The following is a 19,172-nucleotide window of genomic DNA, read 5'->3' as shown; positions in this document are numbered from 1 at the left end:
TTTTGACGAAATTCCTGCGCAACGGGCCGCTGTTCGCCTTTGTCCTCGGGACAATCCTGACGCTGTGCGCGGCATCGTCGGCCTTCGCCGTCGAACCGATCAAGATTGCCCGTGACGACGTCGCGCTCGACCTTTCCGGCGCCGTCGAGATCTATCGGAACCAGGGCGAGAATTTCCAGGTGTCGACCGCGCCGGGACCGGACGGCATCGTGCGGCGCATCGAGGTCGAGGCCAATGATGCGCGTTCGACCGGCGACTGGGCGGTGTTCGCGCTCGCCAACACCACCGACCAGCAGCTCGACAGGCTGATCGTCGCACCGCATTTCCGCCTGGTGAATTCCGGTATCTTCTGGCCGGATCTCGGCTCGACCCGCATCGCCGCCATCACGCCAAGCGAGGGCTTCGCGCTCGACCGCCAGACCAGCCCCGACGCCGACGTATTCCGGGTGACGCTGAACCCCGGCACGGTGATCACCTTCATCGCCGAACTCGCCTCGCCGAAGTTGCCGCAGGTCTACCTGTGGGATCCGGAATCCTACAAGGACTCGGTCAATTCCTACACGCTGTTTCGCGGCATCGTCATCGGCATTGCCGGCCTTCTGGCGCTGTTCCTGACCATCCTTTTCGTGGTCAAGGGAACCTCGATGTTCCCGGCGACCGCCGCACTTGCCTGGGCGGTTCTCGCCTATATCTGCGTCGATTTCGGATTCCTCAACAAGGTCATCGAGATCTCGCCCGGCAATGAGCAGATGTGGCGAGCGGGAACGGAGGTGGCGCTGGCGGGAACCTTCGTGGTGTTCCTGTTCGCCTATCTCAATCTCAACCGATGGCACGGCCATTTCAGCTATGGCGCGCTGGTCTGGATCCTCGGACTGGTGCTGATCGCCGGCGTCGCCATCGTCGATCCGGCGGTCGCCGCCGGCATCGCCAGATTGTCCTTCGCCGCCACCGCGCTGACCGGGCTCGGCCTGATCATCTTCCTCGGCATACGCGGCTACGACCGCGCCATCATGCTGGTGCCCAGTTGGGTCATGGTGCTGTTGTGGCTATGCGGGTCGTGGATGGCGATCACCGGCATGCTCGACAACGATATCGCCCAGCCGGCCCTGGGCGGCGGGTTGATCCTGATCATCCTTCTGATCGGCTTCACCGTCATGCAGCATGCCTTTGCCGGCGGCGCGCTGCATCAGGGCCTGTTCTCCGACCTCGAGCGGCAGGCATTGGCGGTGGCTGGATCGGGCGACACGGTGTGGGACTGGGACGTGCTACGCGACCGCGTCGTCACCAAGCCCGATGTCAGCATCCAGCTAGGACTGGCGCCGAACAGCCTCGGCGGTGCGGCGCGCAACTGGTTGCCCGTGCTGCATGCCGACGACCGCGACACGTTCCGCACGACACTCGACGTCGTGCTCGAACACCGGCGCGGCCGGGTATCGCAGAATTTTCGCCTGCGCGGCGCCGATGGGCACTATCACTGGTTCTCGCTCAGGGCACGGCCGGTGATCGGATCGGACGGCGAAGTGATTCGCTGCGTCGGCACCATGGTCGACGTGACCGAGCAGAAAAAGTCCGAGGAAAGGCTGTTGCACGACGCCGTGCATGACAATCTGACCGGCCTGCCGAACCGCGAATTGTTGATGAACCGGCTGGAAGCGATCATCTCGATCGCGCGCACCGAAGAGAAGGTGCGGCCAACCGTTTTCGTCATCGACATCGACCGTTTCAAGCAGGTCAATGACGGGCTCGGCATCTCGGCCGGCGACACCATCCTGTTGACCATCGCGCGCCGCCTGCACCGGCTGCTCAAGCCGAAGGATTCGCTGTCGCGCTTTGCCGGCGACCAGTTCGCGCTGATGCTGCTGTCCGAACAGGACCCGGCCCGCATCGCCGCCGTGGCGGATGCCATCAAGCATGCCATCAACAACCCGATCACCTTCGCCAAGCGCGAGATCGTGCTGACCGCCTCGATCGGACTGATCACCTGGAATTCGCCGCAGATGTCGGCCGAGGACATGGTCAAGGATGCCGAGCTTGCCATGCATCAGGCCAAGCGCTTCGGCGGCGACAGGATCGAGCCGTTCCGTCCGGCTTTCCGCACCGTCGGCACCGACAGGCTGCAGTTCGAATCCGACCTGCGCCGCGCCATCGAGCGACGCGAATTCACCCTTGCCTACCAGCCAATCGTGCGGCTCGAGGACGGCAGCGTCGCCGGCTTCGAAGCCCTGTTGCGCTGGGATCACCCGCGCCGTGGCATGATCCCGCCGGCGGATTTCATCCCGGTCGCCGAAAGCTGCGGGCTGATCGTACAGCTCGGCCTGTTTGCCATGCAGCAGGCGGCGGAAGACCTCGCCAGCTGGCAAAAACAGATCGGCGACGCGCCGCTGTCGGTCTCGGTCAATTTGTCCAGCCGTCAGTTGATCCGCCGCGACCTGGTCAGCGATGTCCGCTCCGTCATCGCGCGAGCTAACCTCAAGCCGCGCTGCTTCCGGCTCGAGCTCACCGAATCGCTGGTCATGGACAATCCCGAGCAGACCGCCCATGTGCTGACCAAGCTGAAGCAGCTCGGCATCGGCCTGTCGCTGGACGACTTCGGCACCGGCTACTCCTCATTGGCCTATCTGACGCGTTTCCCCTTCGACACCATCAAGATCGACAAGAGCTTCGTCGACGACAACACGCCGAAGCGCGCGGTGCTGCTCAAATCGATGGTCAACATGGCGCATGAGCTCGGCCTGTCTGTCGTCGCCGAAGGCATTTCGGACGAAAGCGATGCGCTGGAATTGCGCCAGATGGGCTGCGAATATGTCCAGAGCTTCATGTTCGGCGCGCCGATGCCGGGCGACCAGGTGCTAAAGCAGCTGAAAGAGCAGTATCCGCTCACGCAGGCCTGACAGGATTTCGCGTGCGTCGCTCGATCGCACCAAGGTCTCCGCGACGGTGTTTCATTTTAGCCGAACTAGCTCATCGACCTGGAAGGATGTCGAAAGTGTAGGATTTAATCCTACACCGTGCTATAGGGAGACAATCAGAGGATTTCCATAATGCGCACGACGCAACAGATGAGCATCACCCTGCCGCCCGAGATGGCGCAGATGGTCAAGACCAAAGTCGCCTCGGGGGAGTACGCCACCGAGAGCGAGGTCATCCGCGATGGCCTGAGGGCTTTGGCGGCGCGTGACAAGGCTCTGGAACGCTGGCTCGTTGAGGAAGTCGTGCCGACCTTGAAGGATTTCGACGCCCACCCTGAAAACCTTGCTGACCCCGAAGACGTCCGTGGCCGCCTCAAGGCGCGGGTCTCAGCGTTGACGGCCAAGTCATCCCGCAGTGCATGAACTATACGGTCAAGTTCCATCCGGCAGCCGAACGGGACCTCGACGATCTGCTAACGCATCTTGCGCAGGAGGCCGGTGCTACTGTCGCCAACCGGTTTGTCGACCGCATCGTAGACTACCGCCTGGGATTCTCGACGTTCCCTGAGCGCGGTATGCGCCACGACGATGTGGCGAAGGGGCTGCGCACCGTCGGCTGGCGTCGCCGGGCCACCATTGCCTTCACCGTGCGGCAGGACACGGTGGGATTCTCTATGCCGGCCGGACGCTGGAGCTACCGGCGGACGACGAATGACATCCAAGGCCTTGACGCGACCAGAAAGGCACATCGAGCACAGCCAAGCCTGAGTAGCCCCAGATTGAATCCGATTGCGACGCTCTAGGCGTGTCCGGCCGCGAGGCTGAGATGCGCGAGGTCTATGCCGATCGAGGCGAGGATCCGGTCGTATTTGCGCTCGATGTCGGTGTCGAACAGAAGCTCGGCATTGGCCGGACAGGTCAGCCAGCCATTCTCGGCGATCTCGGTCTCCAACTGGCCGGCTCCCCAGCCGGAATAGCCGAGCGCCATCAGCGCGTGACGGGGCCCGCGGCCGGACGATATGGCGCGCAAGATGTCGACGGTCGCGGTCAGGCAGATGTCGTCCGAAACAGTCAGCGACGATTCCACCCGGTAGTCACCCGAATGCAGGACAAAGCCCCGGCTGCGATCCACAGGCCCGCCATTGCGCACGACGAAATCGCGCGCCTGCGCCGGCAAACGGATCGCCTCCTGTTCGTTCATGATGCCCAGTTGCACGAGCAGGTCCGGAAACAGCATCTGCTGTGTCTGGTTGATGATCAGGCCCATGGCGCCTTCATCCGAGTGCGCGCAGACATAGATGACCGAGCGCGTGAAACGGTCGTCCTTCATGCCGGGCATGGCAATCAGGAACTGATCGTCGAGAAAGCCGCGGCTGGCGACCGTCTTCTTGTGGCGCAACAAATCCATGAAAGGGAGCGTAACGCGTTTCCAAAGCGCCGAAAAGATGCGCCGTGCGGGATTCGACCAAAGCCTATGCCGCCGGCTCGAGCATTCTTCTCCCTCGAGGTCACGCAAATATGATACCGCCAAAGCCATGAAATCATTGCGCGGCCATGAACGGACGATCAAATCACCGCCATGCAAAGCTTGAAAATCCTGCTGCTCGGCGCCGCCATCGGATCGGCAACCGCTCTTCCCGCCGCCGCCTCTTCATCGGCTTGGTACAACAGCGAAGGGGGCAAGGTCCGGCTGGTGACGTCGGGCAAAGCCGATGATGCCGGCCGCATCCAGGGCGTTCTCGACATAGCGCTCAAGCCCGGCTGGAAGACCTACTGGCGCGATCCGGGCGACGCAGGCGTGCCGCCGCAGCTCGACATTTCAGCCAGTACCAACATAACCGACGCCGCTCTGGCGTTTCCTGCCCCGCAGCGCCATGACGACGGCTACGGCAAATGGGCAGGCTACAATTATCCGGTTTCGCTGCCGGTAACATTCACGCTGGCGGCGCCGAACCAACCGGCGGTCATCGATGCCGACATCTTTCTCGGCATCTGCGAAACGATCTGCATTCCAGTGCAGACGCGGCTGACCGTCGATCCCGCCTCCGATCCGGACAATGCCGAGGACGCGGCGCTGGTGAAGGCAAGTTTCACGGCATTGCCGGCGCCCGCGAGATCCGATTTCGGCGTCAATGTCCTGCCGGGTGACCATGAGACGCTGATTGTCGAGGCGAGCTTTCCCGGCGATCCGGAGGCGGCGGATTTCTTCGTTGCCGGCGAGCACGATTACATGTTCGGCAGCCCTGCCCGCAGCGAAAAGGACGGCAAGCTGATCTTCACCGTGCCGATCCTCGATCGCCCGTCGACGACGCCGACGGATGGCGGGCTTCACTATACGCTGACGAGTTCGGCGGGCGCGGTCGAAGGGCTTCTGCCTTTCCCTTGATCCAGCCCACCCGAACGGTTGCAGGAAGCCGTTGAGTTCGCTACGCAAAGACACGTCCTTCCCCATTTTCCCAAGCGAGGAATCCATGACCATTTCCGTTGGCGACAAGCTGCCTGACGTGACCTTCAAGACGATGACCGCCGATGGCGCCAAGCCAATCACCGGGGCTGAGATCTTTTCTGGAAAGAAGGTGGTGCTGTTTGGGGTTCCCGGGGCCTTCACGCCGACCTGCAGCAACAACCATTTGCCCGGCTATCTCGAGAACCATGACGCCATCCTGGCGCGTGGCGTCGACACCATCGCCGTCGTTTCGGTCAATGACGTCCACGTCATGGGCGCCTGGGCGCGCTTCACCGGCGGTGAGGGCAAGATCCTGTTCCTCGCCGACGGCAGTGGCGATTTCGCCAAGGCGGTGGGCCTCGACAATGACCTTTCCGCCGGCGGCATGGGGCTGCGTTCGAAGCGGTTTTCGATGGTCGTCGACGACGGCAAGGTCACCGCGCTCAATGTCGAGACCAAGCCCGGTGTCGACGAGTCCGGCGCGGCTCATATTCTGGGACAGCTCTGAACTTCAGCGAGGCGTCAGGCGGGACCGCAACGACGATCGCTGCAGTCCAGGGCCTGCTTTGGGGGACCCTAGCGATGTTTGACGTCTTCTGGCGCGCTATCGTGATCGGCATCGGCGCCACCGTGCTGATGGATCTCTGGGCCATCTTCCTGCACAAGGCGTTCGGCCAGCCACGGCCGAACTGGGGGCCGGTCGGTCGCTGGGTCTGGCACCTGAGCGACAAGGTCTTCCACGACGATATCGGCAATGCAGTGCCTTACGCGCATGAAAAGGCGCTGGGTTGGGCCTTTCATTATTTTGTCGGCATCGTCTATGGGATCATCCTGGTGGTGCTGGTCGGAGCGGGCTGGCTTGCCGCGCCGACATTCCTGCCGGCCTTCATCCTCGGCATCGTCACCGTCGGCGCCGGCTGGTTCCTGCTGGCGCCCGGCATGGGCGCCGGCTGGGCGGCTTCAAAGCGCCCCAATCCGATGCAGGTCCGCGCGCTCAACCTAGTGTCGCATACTGTGTTCGCGCTCGGGCTTTGGGGCACAGCACTGCTGATCCGCTAAGCGTTTACGGCTGCCCCGGCCTGTCGACCGGCTGCCAGCCGTGGAGAATGCGGCGAGCGCCGATATCGTAAGCGAAATAGTTGCCGCCGCCGGCCGGCTGATCCGCTTCGCGGCTGATTTCTCGACCGCTGAGAGACAAGAACAGGAGCGTTCCCACCCCTCCATGCCCGACGAAAACAATGTCGTCGGCGTCATTGGTGCGGAGCACGGTGTCGACCTCGCTCACGATACGATGCTGCGCATCGATAGCCCGTTCCCATCCGCGAACGCTTTCGTGTGGATTGGAAAAGAACTGGTCCGCGACCGCTTCGAACTCCGGCGGCGGCAGGAAACCCGTTGCCGATCGATCGTTCTCATGCATCCGTTCCCTCACCTCGATGGCAAGACGCAGATGCGTTGCAAGGATCTCGGCGGTTTCCATCGCCTTGCGCTCAGCCGACGACACGATACGCCGGATCGACCCGACCCAAGGCTGATCGAGAATTGCGAACGCTCTCGCGCGTCCGATGTCGGATAGTCCCCATTCCGGCACGGGAACTTTGGCATCGACCTGAACCTGGGGATGCGTGACGTAGTAGAGGATCGGCACGATAGAAATCCCCTACCTGAGATCCGTCCGGTTCCCGGGATCAATAGCTCTGGGTCGAGCGCCGCACCTTTGCGACCGCCGGCTGTTTTGCCGGCGCAGCCGGCTTCGGCGCTGCTGTGGACTTGAACGGGCCTTTCTTGAACGGCGCCATGCCTTCGCGCGCGAGTTCGTCGGCGCGCTCGTTTTCGGTATGGCCGGCATGGCCCTTGACCCAGTTCCAGGTGACCTTGTGGCGCTTGTTGGCTTCGTCGAGCGCCTGCCAGAGTTCACCGTTCTTCACAGGCTTCTTGTCGGCGGTCTTCCAGCCGTTCTTCTTCCAGCCGTGGATCCACTTGGAAATGCCATCCATGACATATTTGCTGTCGGTGTGAAGCTCGACCGTGCAGGGTTCCTTCAGCGCGTTCAGCGCCGAGATGGCCGCGAGCAGTTCCATGCGGTTGTTGGTCGTCTCGGCCTCACCGCCGGAAAGCTCCTTGGTGGTGCCATTGAAGCGCAGGATCGCGCCCCAGCCGCCGGGGCCGGGATTGCCCGAACAGGCGCCGTCGGTGAAGATTTCAACCTGTTTGCTCATGATACCCCATATCAGGCCAATCCATATTCCGAAGGAGATCTGATCGCCCGGTGGAACCGCATCCTTCTGATGTACTCGGTCGGATCGCGTTTCGTCACCAGCCCACCATTGGGAACAGTCAGCCAGTCGTACAGCCGGGTCAGCATGAAGCGCAGCGCCGAACCGCGCGCCAGCATCGGCAGCGCCGCCTTCTCCTGGTCGCTCAGGGGACGCACGCTCTGATAGCCGGCAAGCATCGCCTTGCCCTTGGTGAGGTTGAAGGAAAAATCCTTCTCGAAGCACCAGGCGTTGAGGCAGGTGGCGACGTCGTAGGCATAGAGGTCGTCGCAGGCGAAATAGAAGTCGATCAAGCCGGAGAGCTTTTCGCCGAGAAAGAAGACGTTGTCGGGGAAAAGATCGGCATGGATGATGCCTTGCGGCAGGTCTTTCGGCCAGCTCCGCTCGAAATCGGCGAAATCGGCATCGACCTCGGCCGCAAGGCCCGGCTCGACCTCGTCGGCGCGGTCGCGCGCCGCGTTCCAGAGCTTGCGCCAGCCGTCGATGGCCAGCGCATTGGGGCGCGTCATCGAAAAATCGGCGCCAGCCAGATGCAACTCCGCCAAAGCTTTGCCGACCTCGGCGCAATGCGTTGCCGCTGGCCGCCGCAGCGAAAGCCCTTCGAGGAAGGTGATGATGACCGCCGGCCGGCCGGCGAGCGTGCCGATGACGGTGCCGTCATGCGCGGTCACCGGCAACGGGCAGGAGACGCCTTTGTTGGCGAGATGGCCCATCAGGCCGAGGAAAAACGGCAGATCCGCCTTCTCGACCCGCTTTTCATAGAGCGTCAGGATGTAGGAACCGCTGGAGGTATGCAGCAGGAAGTTCGAGTTCTCGGTGCCTTCGGCGATGCCCTTGTAGGACAGGAGATCGCCGACCGGATAGTGCTTCAGGAACGCGCCGAGTTCGCCTTCCGCAACGTCGGTGTAGACCGCCATGTGCCTTACGCGGCTCCATTGACGAAGGCCATGTCGGCCCGCGTCAGTTCGACATCGCGCAGTACCCGCATGACCGGAAAATCCTCCGTTTCCGTGGCCGTGATGGCCAGGTCGATCGTGACATCGAAGCGCTGCCGGAACGCATCGATGATCTCGTCGACGATGATTTCGGGCGCCGACGCGCCGGCCGACAGGCCGAGCGTCGAGATGTTGCCGATGTCGTTCCACGGAATCTCGGCGGCGCGCTGCACGAGAAGCGACATCGAGGCGCCTGCACGTTCCGCCACTTCGACAAGGCGCCGCGAATTGGAGGAATTGGGCGCGCCGACGATCAGATAGAGATCGGCGCCGGCGGCGGTCTCCTTGACCGCCTCCTGGCGGTTGGTGGTGGCGTAGCAGATCGATTCTGCCGCCGGCGCCTGCAGGGCTGGAAAGCGATCCTGCAAGGCGCGGATGATGCCGGCGGTGTCCTCGACCGACAAAGTGGTCTGGGTGACGAAGCCGAGCGCCTGCGGGTCGGCAGGCGCAAGCTTGGCGGCATCGGCTTCGGTCTCGATCAGCGTCACCGCTCCGTCCGGCAGCTGGCCCATGGTGCCGATCACCTCGGGATGTCCGGCGTGACCAATCAAAAGCACATGGCGGCCCAGCCGCTGATGGCGCATCGCCTGCTTGTGGACCTTCGATACCAGCGGGCAAGTGGCATCGAGATAGAAGAGATTGCGCGCCTGGGCATCCGCCGGCACCGACTTCGGCACGCCATGCGCCGAGAACACGACCGGGCTCTGGCGGTGTTCGGCCGGGATCTCGGAGAGTTCCTCAATGAAGACGGCGCCAAGGCTTTGCAGCCCCTCGACGACGTAGCGGTTGTGCACGATCTCATGACGGACATAGACCGGCGCGCCATATTTCTTCAGCGCCAGCACGACGATCTGGATGGCACGGTCCACACCGGCGCAAAAACCGCGCGGCTGGCAGAGCCGGATCGTCAAGGGAGGCTTGGTGGTTGTCTGGAGCATTAAATCCTGGCCGGTTCGTCAGCGCCGAAATGAGGTGCCTACCCCCGTCCTGTCAAGGGCGATGGCCCTGTCAAGGGTGTCGTTCGCGCTCATTCCTCTTTCGCGGGACGGCGAAGCCGCAGGATGAGCACGGCGGCGAGCGCCGCGGCAAGCCCATACCAGGTCATCGCATATTGCAGATGGCTGTTCGGCAGGTCGATGATGGTGACGCCGCCAACCGGCAATCCGCCTGGATTTGGCGTCTTGTCGGCGTCGATGAAGATCGGCACCAGCGCAGCACCCGCCGGCAGCCCGGCGCTCGCCGCCATCACATCGCGGTCCTTCCAATAGAAGATGTTTTTCGCCACATCGTTGTCGGGGAGCATCATCGACGGCTTTGCCGGCAGCGGATTGCGGGCGAGCCCGGTGACCGTCACCTTGCCTGTCACCTGTCCCTTGGCGCGCTTGGCGGCATCCTTCAGATCGTAAGGCACGAAGCCGCGATTGATCAGGACGAAGCGGCCATCGTCCAGGGCAAGCGGCGTATAGACGTTGAAGCCAGCGTCACCTTCCCAGGTCGCGTAGAAATGCCGTTCGCCCTGATGCAGGAAGGTGCCGGTGACGGTGACCGGCGTGTAGTCGACGTCCCCAGTGGCGGCGAATTCTTTCTCAACCTCGGCCAGCGGCCGTGGCACCGAATGGGTGCGCTGGTCGATGGTCTCAAGAAGACCTTCCTTCCAGTACAGGCGTTGGACCTGCCAGGTGCCGAGCGCCAACAGGATCGCGAACAGCCCCAGGCCAAGGCTGAACAGCAATGCCATCCGTGGCCGCGAACGGCCACCGGCTTTGACGGACGCCTCGCTCATTCGCCGCGATCCAGCCGGCCCTCGGCCGCCTTGTTGCGGTATTGCAGGGTGAGCAGCACGCCCTTGATCAGCCGCAGCGCCGTCAGGCACAGCACGACAGCCAGCGGGATCCAGACCAGCAGATGCAGCCAGAGCGGCGGGCTCAGCGTGACTTCAACCCAGAGCGCCAGACCGACAATGAGGAAGCCTATGATCAGGATGACGAAGACCGCCGGCCCGTCGCCGGCATCGGCGTAGGAATAATCGAGGCCGCAATTGACGCAGCGCTTGCCGACAGTGAGGAAACCGGCAAACAGCCGCCCCTCGCCGCAGCGCGGACAGCGGCCGTGCAGGCCTGCCGAAATCGGGTCGATCGGAGGCCAGATCGCCCTATCTTCACTCATGGAAGCGTCGTCGCTCATTGCTTACCGCTCGATCTCGATCGGTGTGCCATCGGCCACCAGTGCCCAGATTTCGTCCATGTCGGAGTCCGTAACCGCAATGCAGCCATCGGTCCAGTCGACCAATTGAAGCAGCCAGCCCCACCAGCCATAACCGTTTGGCTGGCCGTGGATCATGATCATGCCGCCCGCGTCGACATTGCGCGCCTTCGCGCCCGCCAGATCGTCGGTATTGGGATATGAAATATGGATCGACTTATGCGCGATACTGTTCGGGTTGCGCCAGTCGAGGACATAGCTCCCCTCGGGCGTGCGTTGATCGCCCTCTTGGTGCTTGTGCCCGACAGGATCGCCGCCGAGCGCGATGCCGTAGCTTCGCAGGACCTTGCCGTCGCCGATCAGTTCCAGCCGCCGTTCCGACTTGTCGACACGCACCAGATCGACCCTTTCCGCGGCAAGGGCCGGGAATGCCGTGATCGTGAATGCGCAAATCGCCCACGGAATTGTCAGCCGCATGGGCTATCGATCAGCGATCATTGCGCCGAAAAGAAGAAGGCGGCCACGTTGCCGTGGCCGCCTTTTCGAAATGGAAATCCCAGATGCTAGATCAGTGGCCTTCGATCACCGCGCCGACCGATCCCCAGACGTAGATCGAGGCGAACAGGAACAGCCAGACCACGTCGACGAAGTGCCAGTACCAGGCGGCCGCCTCGAAGCCGAAATGCTGCTTGGGGGTGAAGTCGCCCTTCATCGCCCGGATCAGGCAAACCAACAGGAAAATGGTGCCGATGATGACATGGAAACCGTGGAAGCCGGTCGCCATGAAGAAGGTGGCGCCGTAGATGGAATCCTTGAAACCGAACGGAGCGTGCATGTACTCATAGGCCTGCACCATGGTGAACAGCATGCCCAGGCCGACGGTCAGCACCAGGCCGTTGATCAGCCCCTTTCGATCGCCATGGATGAGCGAATGGTGCGCCCAGGTGACCGTTGTGCCCGACAGCAGCAGGATGATGGTGTTGTAGAGGGGCAAATGGAAGGGATCGAGAACTTCCATGCCCTTCGGCGGCCAGACGCCACCGGTAAATGTGTGGCGCGCGTAGTTCTGTGCCTCGCCGGCAAAAAGGCTGGCATCGAAATAGGCCCAGAACCAGGCAACAAAGAACATCACCTCCGAGGCGATGAACATGATCATGCCATAGCGCAGATGCAGCGACACGACCCGCGTGTGATGGCCCTCATGCGCTTCCTTGATCGTGTCCGACCACCAGGCAAACATGGTGTAGAGGACGATCACGATGCCGATGAAGAACAGCCACGGATTGGCGATGTTGAAGCCGAAGATCGGGAAGCTGCCGCCCTTCAGGTACTCCATCAGGCAGACGCCGCCAAAGGCCATGACGAGCGCCCCTATCGAACCCAGGAAAGGCCATGGGCTCGGGTCGACGAGATGATAGTCATGCTGTGGTTTTGCGTGTGCGTGCGCGTCTGCCATATCAACCCCCGAGATTTGCTTCGGTATTGGAAATTGTCTTGCTATTGCCCTGTGCCGGCTCCGAGGAGGCGACCGGCTTGGTCTTCTCGATCGGGAACATCGTGTAGGACAGGGTTATCGTCTTCACGTCCTTCAGTTCCGGCACGTTGACAATATCGGGGTCCACATAGAACAGGACCGGCATGTCCAGCGTCTCGCCGGGCTTCAGCGTCGTGTCGGTGAAACAGAAACACTCGACCTTGTTGAAGTAGGGACCCGCCAGTTCCGGCTGCACATTGAAGGTGGCACGGCCGGTCACGGGGCGATCGAACTTGTTGGTGGCCTTGTAGTGCGCCTGCACCGTCTCGCCGATCTTCATGGTCATCGAGCGCTGGACCGGTTGGAACTCCCACGGCACGCCGGCGATGTTGGCGTCGAAGCGAACGGTGATCTCACGGTCGAGCACACGACCAGCATACTGCTTCTCGGCACGCTGCGTCGTGCCGCCATAGCCTGTCGCCTGGCAGAACATCTTGTAGAGCGGCACCGCGGCATAGGCCATGCCGATCATGCCGGTGAAGAAGGCAAGACAGACCGCCGCGACAATGACGTTGCTGTTCCTGCCCGTCGCTTTTTTGGACGTCTCGACGCTCATCACATCGTGCCCAGATTGTGGCCGAACTTCACGATGGTTGCGATGTAGAAAATGACGACCAGCAACGCCAGCGCCACGCCAATGGCGATGGAACGGCTACGCTGGGCCTTCTTCTGACGCTCGGTCAACGTGATAGTCTCGAGCTTTTCTTCGATCATAGTCATGCTCCACCCATGGCAAGCGCGCGTTCGACAACGCTGTCGGCCAGATAGGCAGCGAAGATGGCGAAGAGATAAAGCAACGAATAGGCGAACAAGGCCTTAGCCGGTTTCATCACGCGGTCGTCGTCGGCCATGCCAAGCACTTTCCATGCGTACCAGACAAAACCGACCCCGAGCAGCACGGCGGCCACGCCATAGATCGGCGTGGTGTAACCAAGCAGCCACGGCGCCACCCCGACCGGGGCCAGCACCAGCGCGTAGGCGAAGATCTGGCGGCGCGTCGAGGCGTGTCCGGCGACATTCGGCATCATCGGGATACCGGCCTTGGCGTAGTCCTCGGACTTGAACAGCGCCAGCGCCCAGAAATGCGGCGGCGTCCACAGGAAGATGATCAGGAACAGGATCAGGCTTTCGAGGCTGACCGTTCCGGTCACCGCGGCCCAGCCGATGACTGGCGGAATGGCGCCTGCAGCACCGCCGATGACTATGTTCTGCGGCGTCCAGCGCTTCAGCCACATCGTGTAGACGACGGCGTAGAAGAAGATGGTGAAGGCCAGCAGCGTCGCCGACAGCCAGTTGACCAGCACGCCGAGCGTCATCACCGACAGCACCGAAAGCACCAGCCCGAAGCTCAGCGCCTCGTGCGGCTGGATGCGACCGGCCGGGACCGGACGGCTGGCGGTCCTGGTCATCACCGCGTCGATGTCGGCGTCGTACCACATGTTGAGCGCGCCGGAGGCGCCAGCACCTATCGCAATAGCCAGGATGGCAATCACCGCCAGCAGCGGGTTGATGGTCACCGGTGCGGCGACGAGACCGACAAAGGCGGTGAACACCACCAGCGACATGACGCGCGGCTTCAGCAGGGCGAAGAAATCGCCCGCCGTCGCTTCCGACATGCGAAAGCCCGCTTCGTCAATCAATGGGTCGTCGACAAGGGCCATGCGTACTCAAGTCCATCATTCCGTTGGCCAAAACCGCCGGCGGACCGGCGGTTTCGTATTCGAGAGGGCAGCCGCCTTACTTGATCTTCGGCAGCTGTTCCCACTGGTGGAAAGGCGGCGGCGAAGGCAGCTGCCATTCGAGCGTCGTTGCGCCCTCGCCCCACGGGTTGGCACCGGCAACCCGCTTCTTCTGGAAGGCTTCGAACACGCAGTAGAGGAAGATCAGTACGCCGACGGACGAGATATAGGAGCCAATGGACGACACATAGTTCCAGCCGGCAAACGCATCCGGATAGTCGATGGTGCGGCGCGGCATGCCGGCGAGGCCGAGGAAGTGTTGCGGGAAGAAGATCAGGTTCACGCCGACGAAGGTAACCCAGAAGTGGGTGTTGGCGATGACGGGCGAATACATGTAGCCGGTCATCTTCGGGAACCAGTAGTACCAGCCGGCGAAGATGGCGAACACCGCGCCCAGCGACAGCACGTAGTGGAAGTGCGCGATGACGAAATAGGTGTCATGCAGCGAACGGTCGAGACCGGCATTGGCCAGCTGGACACCGGTGACGCCACCGATGGTGAACAGAAAGATGAAGCCCAGCGCCCACAGCATCGGCGTCTTAAACGAGATCGACCCGCCCCACATCGTCGCGATCCAGGAGAAGATCTTCACGCCTGTCGGCACCGCGATGACCATCGTGGCGAAGACGAAATAGCGCTGCGTGTCGAGCGACAGGCCGGTCGTATACATGTGGTGCGCCCAGACGATGAAGCCGACGGCGCCGATCGCCACCATGGCGTAGGCCATGCCGAGATAACCGAACACCGGCTTCTTCGAAAAGGTCGAGATGACGTGGCTGATGATGCCGAAGCCCGGCAGGATCAGGATGTACACTTCCGGGTGACCGAAGAACCAGAAAAGGTGCTGGAACAGGATCGGATCGCCGCCGCCATCGGGAGCAAAGAAGGTGGTGCCGAAATTGCGGTCGGTCAGCAGCATGGTGATGCCGCCGGCCAGAACCGGCAACGACAGCAGCAGCAGGAAGGCGGTGACCAGCACCGACCAGGCAAACAGCGGCATCTTGTGCAGCGTCATGCCAGGCGCGCGCATGTTGAAGATGGTGGTGATGAAGTTGATGGCGCCAAGGATCGACGACGCACCGGCAATGTGGATCGACAGGATCGCCAGATCCATCGCCGGTCCGGGCTGGCCCGAAGTCGACAGCGGCGGATAAAGCGTCCAGCCGCCCCCGACGCCAAAGGCGCCCGGCGCGCTCGGCATGAACATCGAGGTGAGCAGCAGGATGAAGGCCGGCGGCAGCAGCCAGAAGGAGATGTTGTTCATGCGCGGGAACGCCATGTCGGGCGCGCCGATCATGATCGGGACCATCCAGTTGGCAAAACCGCCGATCAGCGCCGGCATGACCATGAAGAAGATCATGATCAGGGCGTGCGCGGTGGCGAAGGCATTGTACATGCTCTTGCCGCCGTCGATCGCGGCGTCACCGTTCATGCCGTAGACCATCTGCGCCAGACCGCTGAATATCTGGATGCCAGGCTCCTGCAGCTCCATGCGGATGGCGACCGACAAGGCACCGCCGATGATGCCGGCCATGATCGCGAAGATCAGGTAGAGCGTGCCGATGTCCTTGTGGTTGGTCGAATAAACCCAGCGCACCCAGCCGTGATAAGGCTTGTGGTCGTGCCCGTCGTGAGCTGTAGCGTCTGCCATGTTCCGCTCCGTTCCCTAAATCTTGCTAACCCGCGGCATCAGTTGCCGGCGGCCGCTACCTTGTTCTGGCCGTCGACCGCGGCCATCAGCGTCTTGTTGGCGCCGGGCAGATCGGTCTTGGCTGCCGCCAGCCAGGTCTTGAACTGCGCGTCGGAGACGACACGGATGGCGATCGGCATGAAGGCATGGTCCTTGCCGCAGAGCTGCGAGCACTGGCCGTAATAGAGGCCTTCCTTCTCCGCCTTGAACCAGGTCTCGTTGGTGCGGCCCGGAACGGCGTCGATCTTGATGCCGAACGACGGCATGGCAAAGGAGTGGATCACGTCGGTTGCGGTGACGAGCACGCGGGTCATGGTGTTGACCGGCACCACCAGTTCATTGTCGACGGCGAGCAGGCGCGGATATTCCTTACGGTCCTCCTTGCCGGCGGCGGCGCGGTCGGTGTCCTGGAGGATCGCGGAATTGAAGGAGAGCGTGTTCTCGGTCTGGTACTCGTAGTCCCAGTTCCACTGGTTGCCGGTCGCCTTGACGGTCAGCTTTGCTTCTTCCGGCGGCGTGTACTGCGCGGTCAGCAGCTGGAACGAGGGAATGGCGAGGCAAAGCAGGATGACCACCGGGCCGACAGTCCAGATCACCTCGATCAGCGTGTTGTGGCTGGTCTTGGACGGAACCGGGTTCGCACTCGCGCGGAATCTGACGATGCAATAGGCGAGAAGGAGCAGCACCAGGATGGTGATCGGGACGATGAACCACATCGTGTAGTTTCCGAACCACTCGATCTGCCGCATCATGTCGGTCGCCGGCGCCTGGAAGGTTGTCTCCCAGTCCTTGGGCTGGTCGGCATGGGCGGATGTGCCAGCGAAAAACGTGACAGCGGCACAAGCACTTAGAAACTTGGCACTTGCTGGAACCTTGGCGTTTGCCAGGAAATTTCTCATCGCCCTCATCGTCTCCCAGTTCCTCGCGGCTGTACCACAAGAATAACGAACAATGCCGGGACGGGAATCCCGACAGTCTCAAGGTGGTTCAAACCATACTCTTTTTCCCTCCGCAAGAAAGGAGCGGACGAAACCGTGCGGCATTTTTGCGCGCAAGCCCGGATGTGCCTTTGAAGGCAGCGGCGGCGGCCCCGAATCGCCTATGCTGGGCCAACGATGGCATTGCTGCGGGCCGCGCGTGCCGAACGTCGCAATTCGGGCGAAATTGGCAGGGAAAAGCGCCGTATTGGCTTTTTCGGGGCAGACCGGTTGCGGTCTCGTCCTTTACTTGGCTTTGGCGCGGCTTAAAGTGCCGTGATTCGCAATGGAGCCGTCATGATCCCTTGGCTTTCGAGAACCTTGGCGAAGGTCATCTTTCTCGCCGCCCTGTCTGGTGTCGGCTTGTCCGCGATCGGCCTGTCCGGCACGGCCAACGCCGCGCAACCGAGCGGCACGGTACGCTCGACGCATGGCGCGTGGTCGATCATCTGCGACACGCCGGCCGGCGCCACCTCGGAACAATGCGTGATGATGCAGAACGTCGTGGCCGAGGACCGTCCGGAGATGGGGCTGTCGGTCGTTGTGCTGCGCACCGCCGACAACAAGGCGGAGATCCTGCGCGTGCTGGCGCCGCTGGGCGTGCTTTTGCCCAACGGACTCGGTCTCAATGTCGATGGCAAGGATATCGGCCGCGCCTATTTCGTGCGCTGCTTCCAGGACGGCTGCTATGCCGAAGTCATTCTCGAAAAGCCGCTGCTAGACACGCTGAAGACCGGCACGTCGGCCACCTTCATCGTCTTCCAGACGCCGGAAGAAGGCATCGGCATCCCGGTCGATCTCAAGGGTTTTGCCGACGGTTTCGCCGCCCTGCCCTGACGCCCTAGCCTTGCGTCGGCGACCTGTCGGCGAACCGCATTTGTCATCACAACGCGGCTGGACGATTGTCTCGACGCGCCTTCGCGCCTACATCGTGGCAAAGACCCATTCCTCCTGTGAACGGATGCGCCATGAACAGCCTGATCGGCCAATTCGACATTTCAGACGATCGCATCAAGCAGATCGTCGCTGAGACCATCAACGGCGCCGACGACGGCGAGCTGTTCCTCGAATACAGCGAAAGCGAAGCGCTGATGTTCGACAATGGCCGGCTGAAGACCGCCAACTTCAACACCGACCAGGGGTTTGGCCTGCGTGCCGTGGCCGGCGAAGCCAGCGGCTATGCCCATTCCAGCGATCTCTCCGAGGCCTCGCTGCTGCGCGCCGCCGACGCCGTCTCAACCGTCAAGGGTGGTTATTCCGGCACGCTTGCCGCGGCGTCCGCCCGCACCAACCGCCATCTCTATGGCGACGAGAACCCGATCCCCTCGCCGTCCTTCGAAGCCAAGGCAAAGCTTTTGCAGGAAATCGACGCCTGGCTGCGCGCCGAGGATCCGCGCGTTCGCCAAGTTTCGGCGTCGCTTGCCGCCTCCTGGCAGCATGTCGAGATCGTGCGCGCCGACGGCCAGGTGGTGCGCGACATCCGCCCGCTGGTCCGCATCAACGTCTCCGTCGTGGTCGGCAATGGCGACCGCCAGGAGAGCGGCTCCTACGGCATGGGTGGCCGCAAGGCGTTTGGCGAGTTCCTGGTCGAGGACAGCTGGAAGCACGCCGCCAAGGAGGCGCTCCGGCAAGCCCTGGTCAATCTGGAGGCGATACCGGCGCCGGCCGGCACCTTCGACATCGTGCTGTCGAGCGGCTGGCCGGGTGTCATGCTGCACGAGGCCGTCGGCCATGGGCTGGAAGGCGATTTCAACCGTAAGAAGACCTCGGCCTTCGCCGGCCTGCTGGGCCAGCAGGTCGCCGCCAAGGGGGTCACCGTCGTTGACGACGGCACCATGCCCGAGCGGCGCGGCTCGCTCACCGTCGACGACGAAGGCACGCCTTCGGCCCGCAACGTGCTGATCGAGGACGGCAAGCTGGTCGGCTACATGCAGGATCGGCAGAACGCCCGGCTGATGGGCATGAAGGCGACCGGCAACGGCCGGCGCGAGGGCTACGCCCACCAGCCGATGCCACGCATGACCAATACCTACATGACAGCGGGCGACATGGAGCCGGACGAGATCATCGCCTCGGTCAAGAACGGCATTTATGCCGTCTCCTTCGGCGGCGGTCAGGTCGACATCACCTCGGGCAAATTCGTCTTCGGCTGCACCGAGGCCTACATGATCGAGAACGGCAAGGTGACGCAGCCGATCAAGGGCGCGATGCTGATCGGCAACGGGCCGGATGCCATGCACCGCGTTTCGATGATCGGCAACGACATGAAGCTCGACACCGGCATCGGCATGTGCGGCAAGGCCGGACAGGGCGTGCCGGTCGGCGTCGGCCAGCCGCATTTGCGCATGAACCAGATGACGGTGGGCGGTACGAGGGTTTGAGCGCGTCGTGGAGCGTATTTTGT

The 19,172-nt window shown here is 62.5% G+C and carries 22 protein-coding genes; 8 read left to right on the top strand and 14 right to left on the bottom strand.

What is annotated here, in order from left to right; translation table 11 throughout:
* Positions 1-2: 2 nt before the first annotated feature.
* The 3 genes from C8D77_RS10970 (at position 3) to C8D77_RS10960 (ending at position 3,712) form a co-directional block, all read left to right on the top strand.
* Entirely contained in the window at positions 3-2,891 is a 2,889-nt protein-coding gene (locus C8D77_RS10970; RefSeq protein WP_109662287.1) for an EAL domain-containing protein, read from the top strand.
* Between the two features lie 150 nt (positions 2,892-3,041).
* Positions 3,042-3,332 (top strand): type II toxin-antitoxin system ParD family antitoxin, encoded by a 291-nt coding sequence (locus tag C8D77_RS10965; protein WP_109662285.1) that lies wholly within the window; start codon positions 3,042-3,044, stop codon positions 3,330-3,332.
* Complete coding sequence (locus tag C8D77_RS10960) at positions 3,329-3,712, top strand: type II toxin-antitoxin system RelE/ParE family toxin (protein WP_109662283.1); 384 nt, start codon at positions 3,329-3,331, stop codon at positions 3,710-3,712. The genes C8D77_RS10965 and C8D77_RS10960 overlap by 4 nt, the downstream gene beginning before the upstream one ends.
* On the opposite strand, the gene C8D77_RS10955 is transcribed toward C8D77_RS10960, so the two are convergent.
* Positions 3,709-4,317: a YqgE/AlgH family protein gene (locus tag C8D77_RS10955; protein ID WP_023808594.1), complete on the bottom strand. Its 609-nt coding sequence runs from the start codon at positions 4,315-4,317 to the stop codon at positions 3,709-3,711. The genes C8D77_RS10960 and C8D77_RS10955 overlap by 4 nt on opposite strands.
* A gap of 171 nt (positions 4,318-4,488) precedes the next feature.
* Here C8D77_RS10955 and C8D77_RS10950 point away from each other — a divergent pair, with 171 nt between their 5' ends.
* The 3 genes from C8D77_RS10950 (at position 4,489) to C8D77_RS10940 (ending at position 6,414) form a co-directional block, all read left to right on the top strand.
* Entirely contained in the window at positions 4,489-5,295 is an 807-nt protein-coding gene (locus tag C8D77_RS10950; RefSeq protein WP_109662280.1) for a protein-disulfide reductase DsbD domain-containing protein, read from the top strand.
* An 85-nt stretch (positions 5,296-5,380) separates the two neighbouring features.
* Positions 5,381-5,863, top strand: a complete 483-nt coding sequence (locus C8D77_RS10945) for a peroxiredoxin (RefSeq protein ID WP_109662278.1) — start codon at positions 5,381-5,383, stop codon at positions 5,861-5,863.
* 74 nt (positions 5,864-5,937) lie between these two features.
* Positions 5,938-6,414, top strand: coding sequence for a DUF2938 domain-containing protein (locus C8D77_RS10940; RefSeq protein ID WP_109662277.1), 477 nt, complete (start codon positions 5,938-5,940; stop codon positions 6,412-6,414).
* A gap of 4 nt (positions 6,415-6,418) precedes the next feature.
* On the opposite strand, the gene C8D77_RS10935 is transcribed toward C8D77_RS10940, so the two are convergent.
* The 13 genes from C8D77_RS10935 to coxB all read right to left on the bottom strand — a co-directional run bounded on the left by C8D77_RS10935 (position 6,419) and on the right by coxB (position 16,690).
* Entirely contained in the window at positions 6,419-7,003 is a 585-nt protein-coding gene (locus tag C8D77_RS10935; protein WP_109662275.1) for a histidine phosphatase family protein, read from the bottom strand.
* Between the two features lie 40 nt (positions 7,004-7,043).
* Entirely contained in the window at positions 7,044-7,574 is a 531-nt protein-coding gene (rnhA, locus tag C8D77_RS10930) for a ribonuclease HI (RefSeq protein WP_109662272.1), read from the bottom strand.
* A gap of 11 nt (positions 7,575-7,585) precedes the next feature.
* Positions 7,586-8,548, bottom strand: a complete 963-nt coding sequence (locus C8D77_RS10925) for a homoserine kinase (protein ID WP_109662270.1) — start codon at positions 8,546-8,548, stop codon at positions 7,586-7,588.
* 5 nt (positions 8,549-8,553) lie between these two features.
* The gene (gene ispH, locus C8D77_RS10920) at positions 8,554-9,564 is read right to left on the bottom strand and encodes a 4-hydroxy-3-methylbut-2-enyl diphosphate reductase (protein WP_109662268.1); all 1,011 of its coding nucleotides are present in this window, start codon (positions 9,562-9,564) and stop codon (positions 8,554-8,556) included.
* Between the two features lie 89 nt (positions 9,565-9,653).
* The gene (locus tag C8D77_RS10915; protein WP_164757765.1) at positions 9,654-10,409 is read right to left on the bottom strand and encodes an SURF1 family protein; all 756 of its coding nucleotides are present in this window, start codon (positions 10,407-10,409) and stop codon (positions 9,654-9,656) included.
* Positions 10,406-10,792, bottom strand: coding sequence for a DUF983 domain-containing protein (locus tag C8D77_RS10910; RefSeq protein ID WP_164548642.1), 387 nt, complete (start codon positions 10,790-10,792; stop codon positions 10,406-10,408). Before C8D77_RS10910 ends, C8D77_RS10915 begins: the two co-directional genes overlap by 4 nt.
* A 21-nt stretch (positions 10,793-10,813) precedes the next feature.
* A complete protein-coding gene (locus C8D77_RS10905; RefSeq protein WP_109662264.1) occupies positions 10,814-11,305 on the bottom strand; it encodes a L,D-transpeptidase family protein in 492 nt (163 codons plus the stop codon).
* A gap of 91 nt (positions 11,306-11,396) precedes the next feature.
* Complete coding sequence (locus tag C8D77_RS10900; protein WP_109662262.1) at positions 11,397-12,284, bottom strand: cytochrome c oxidase subunit 3; 888 nt, start codon at positions 12,282-12,284, stop codon at positions 11,397-11,399.
* A 1-nt stretch (position 12,285) separates the two neighbouring features.
* Complete coding sequence (locus C8D77_RS10895) at positions 12,286-12,918, bottom strand: cytochrome c oxidase assembly protein (protein WP_109662260.1); 633 nt, start codon at positions 12,916-12,918, stop codon at positions 12,286-12,288.
* Positions 12,918-13,076, bottom strand: coding sequence for a hypothetical protein (locus tag C8D77_RS10890; protein WP_109662257.1), 159 nt, complete (start codon positions 13,074-13,076; stop codon positions 12,918-12,920). The genes C8D77_RS10895 and C8D77_RS10890 overlap by 1 nt, the downstream gene beginning before the upstream one ends.
* Before the next feature lie 2 nt (positions 13,077-13,078).
* Positions 13,079-14,023 carry a heme o synthase gene (locus C8D77_RS10885; protein WP_109662255.1) on the bottom strand — a complete coding sequence of 315 codons (945 nt, stop codon included), beginning with the start codon at positions 14,021-14,023 and terminating at the stop codon, positions 13,079-13,081.
* A 76-nt stretch (positions 14,024-14,099) separates the two neighbouring features.
* Positions 14,100-15,752 carry a cytochrome c oxidase subunit I gene (gene ctaD, locus C8D77_RS10880; protein WP_109662252.1) on the bottom strand — a complete coding sequence of 551 codons (1,653 nt, stop codon included), beginning with the start codon at positions 15,750-15,752 and terminating at the stop codon, positions 14,100-14,102.
* Positions 15,753-15,790: 38 nt separating this feature from the next.
* The gene (gene coxB, locus C8D77_RS10875; protein ID WP_109662250.1) at positions 15,791-16,690 is read right to left on the bottom strand and encodes a cytochrome c oxidase subunit II; all 900 of its coding nucleotides are present in this window, start codon (positions 16,688-16,690) and stop codon (positions 15,791-15,793) included.
* A gap of 375 nt (positions 16,691-17,065) precedes the next feature.
* Between coxB and C8D77_RS10870 the strand changes: the two genes are divergently transcribed.
* Positions 17,066-17,605 carry an invasion associated locus B family protein gene (locus tag C8D77_RS10870; protein ID WP_109662248.1) on the top strand — a complete coding sequence of 180 codons (540 nt, stop codon included), beginning with the start codon at positions 17,066-17,068 and terminating at the stop codon, positions 17,603-17,605.
* Between the two features lie 131 nt (positions 17,606-17,736).
* Complete coding sequence (gene tldD, locus C8D77_RS10865) at positions 17,737-19,149, top strand: metalloprotease TldD (RefSeq protein WP_109662246.1); 1,413 nt, start codon at positions 17,737-17,739, stop codon at positions 19,147-19,149.
* Positions 19,150-19,172 lie beyond the last annotated feature (23 nt).

The organism is Mesorhizobium loti, from assembly GCF_003148495.1.
Lineage (GTDB): Bacteria > Pseudomonadota > Alphaproteobacteria > Rhizobiales > Rhizobiaceae > Mesorhizobium > Mesorhizobium loti.
The sequence above is the reverse complement of the archived record's forward strand: the minus strand, read 5'-3'. Positions and strand labels throughout refer to the sequence as shown.

What these genes read in the sequence shown, in the direction of transcription:
- C8D77_RS10965 (WP_109662285.1), top strand. Translation starts at nt 3,042, where the DNA reads ATGCGCACGACGCAACAGATGAGCATCACCCTGCCGCCCGAGATGGCG.
- C8D77_RS10960 (WP_109662283.1), top strand. Translation starts at nt 3,329, where the DNA reads ATGAACTATACGGTCAAGTTCCATCCGGCAGCCGAACGGGACCTCGAC.
- C8D77_RS10955 (WP_023808594.1), bottom strand. Translation starts at nt 4,317, where the DNA reads ATGGATTTGTTGCGCCACAAGAAGACGGTCGCCAGCCGCGGCTTTCTC.
- C8D77_RS10950 (WP_109662280.1), top strand. Translation starts at nt 4,489, where the DNA reads ATGCAAAGCTTGAAAATCCTGCTGCTCGGCGCCGCCATCGGATCGGCA.
- C8D77_RS10945 (WP_109662278.1), top strand. Translation starts at nt 5,381, where the DNA reads ATGACCATTTCCGTTGGCGACAAGCTGCCTGACGTGACCTTCAAGACG.
- C8D77_RS10940 (WP_109662277.1), top strand. Translation starts at nt 5,938, where the DNA reads ATGTTTGACGTCTTCTGGCGCGCTATCGTGATCGGCATCGGCGCCACC.
- rnhA (WP_109662272.1), bottom strand. Translation starts at nt 7,574, where the DNA reads ATGAGCAAACAGGTTGAAATCTTCACCGACGGCGCCTGTTCGGGCAAT.
- C8D77_RS10925 (WP_109662270.1), bottom strand. Translation starts at nt 8,548, where the DNA reads ATGGCGGTCTACACCGACGTTGCGGAAGGCGAACTCGGCGCGTTCCTG.
- ispH (WP_109662268.1), bottom strand. Translation starts at nt 9,564, where the DNA reads ATGCTCCAGACAACCACCAAGCCTCCCTTGACGATCCGGCTCTGCCAG.
- C8D77_RS10915 (WP_164757765.1), bottom strand. Translation starts at nt 10,409, where the DNA reads ATGAGCGAGGCGTCCGTCAAAGCCGGTGGCCGTTCGCGGCCACGGATG.
- C8D77_RS10910 (WP_164548642.1), bottom strand. Translation starts at nt 10,792, where the DNA reads ATGAGTGAAGATAGGGCGATCTGGCCTCCGATCGACCCGATTTCGGCA.
- C8D77_RS10905 (WP_109662264.1), bottom strand. Translation starts at nt 11,305, where the DNA reads ATGCGGCTGACAATTCCGTGGGCGATTTGCGCATTCACGATCACGGCA.
- C8D77_RS10900 (WP_109662262.1), bottom strand. Translation starts at nt 12,284, where the DNA reads ATGGCAGACGCGCACGCACACGCAAAACCACAGCATGACTATCATCTC.
- C8D77_RS10895 (WP_109662260.1), bottom strand. Translation starts at nt 12,918, where the DNA reads ATGAGCGTCGAGACGTCCAAAAAAGCGACGGGCAGGAACAGCAACGTC.
- C8D77_RS10890 (WP_109662257.1), bottom strand. Translation starts at nt 13,076, where the DNA reads ATGATCGAAGAAAAGCTCGAGACTATCACGTTGACCGAGCGTCAGAAG.
- C8D77_RS10885 (WP_109662255.1), bottom strand. Translation starts at nt 14,023, where the DNA reads ATGGCCCTTGTCGACGACCCATTGATTGACGAAGCGGGCTTTCGCATG.
- ctaD (WP_109662252.1), bottom strand. Translation starts at nt 15,752, where the DNA reads ATGGCAGACGCTACAGCTCACGACGGGCACGACCACAAGCCTTATCAC.
- coxB (WP_109662250.1), bottom strand. Translation starts at nt 16,690, where the DNA reads ATGAGAAATTTCCTGGCAAACGCCAAGGTTCCAGCAAGTGCCAAGTTT.
- C8D77_RS10870 (WP_109662248.1), top strand. Translation starts at nt 17,066, where the DNA reads ATGATCCCTTGGCTTTCGAGAACCTTGGCGAAGGTCATCTTTCTCGCC.
- tldD (WP_109662246.1), top strand. Translation starts at nt 17,737, where the DNA reads ATGAACAGCCTGATCGGCCAATTCGACATTTCAGACGATCGCATCAAG.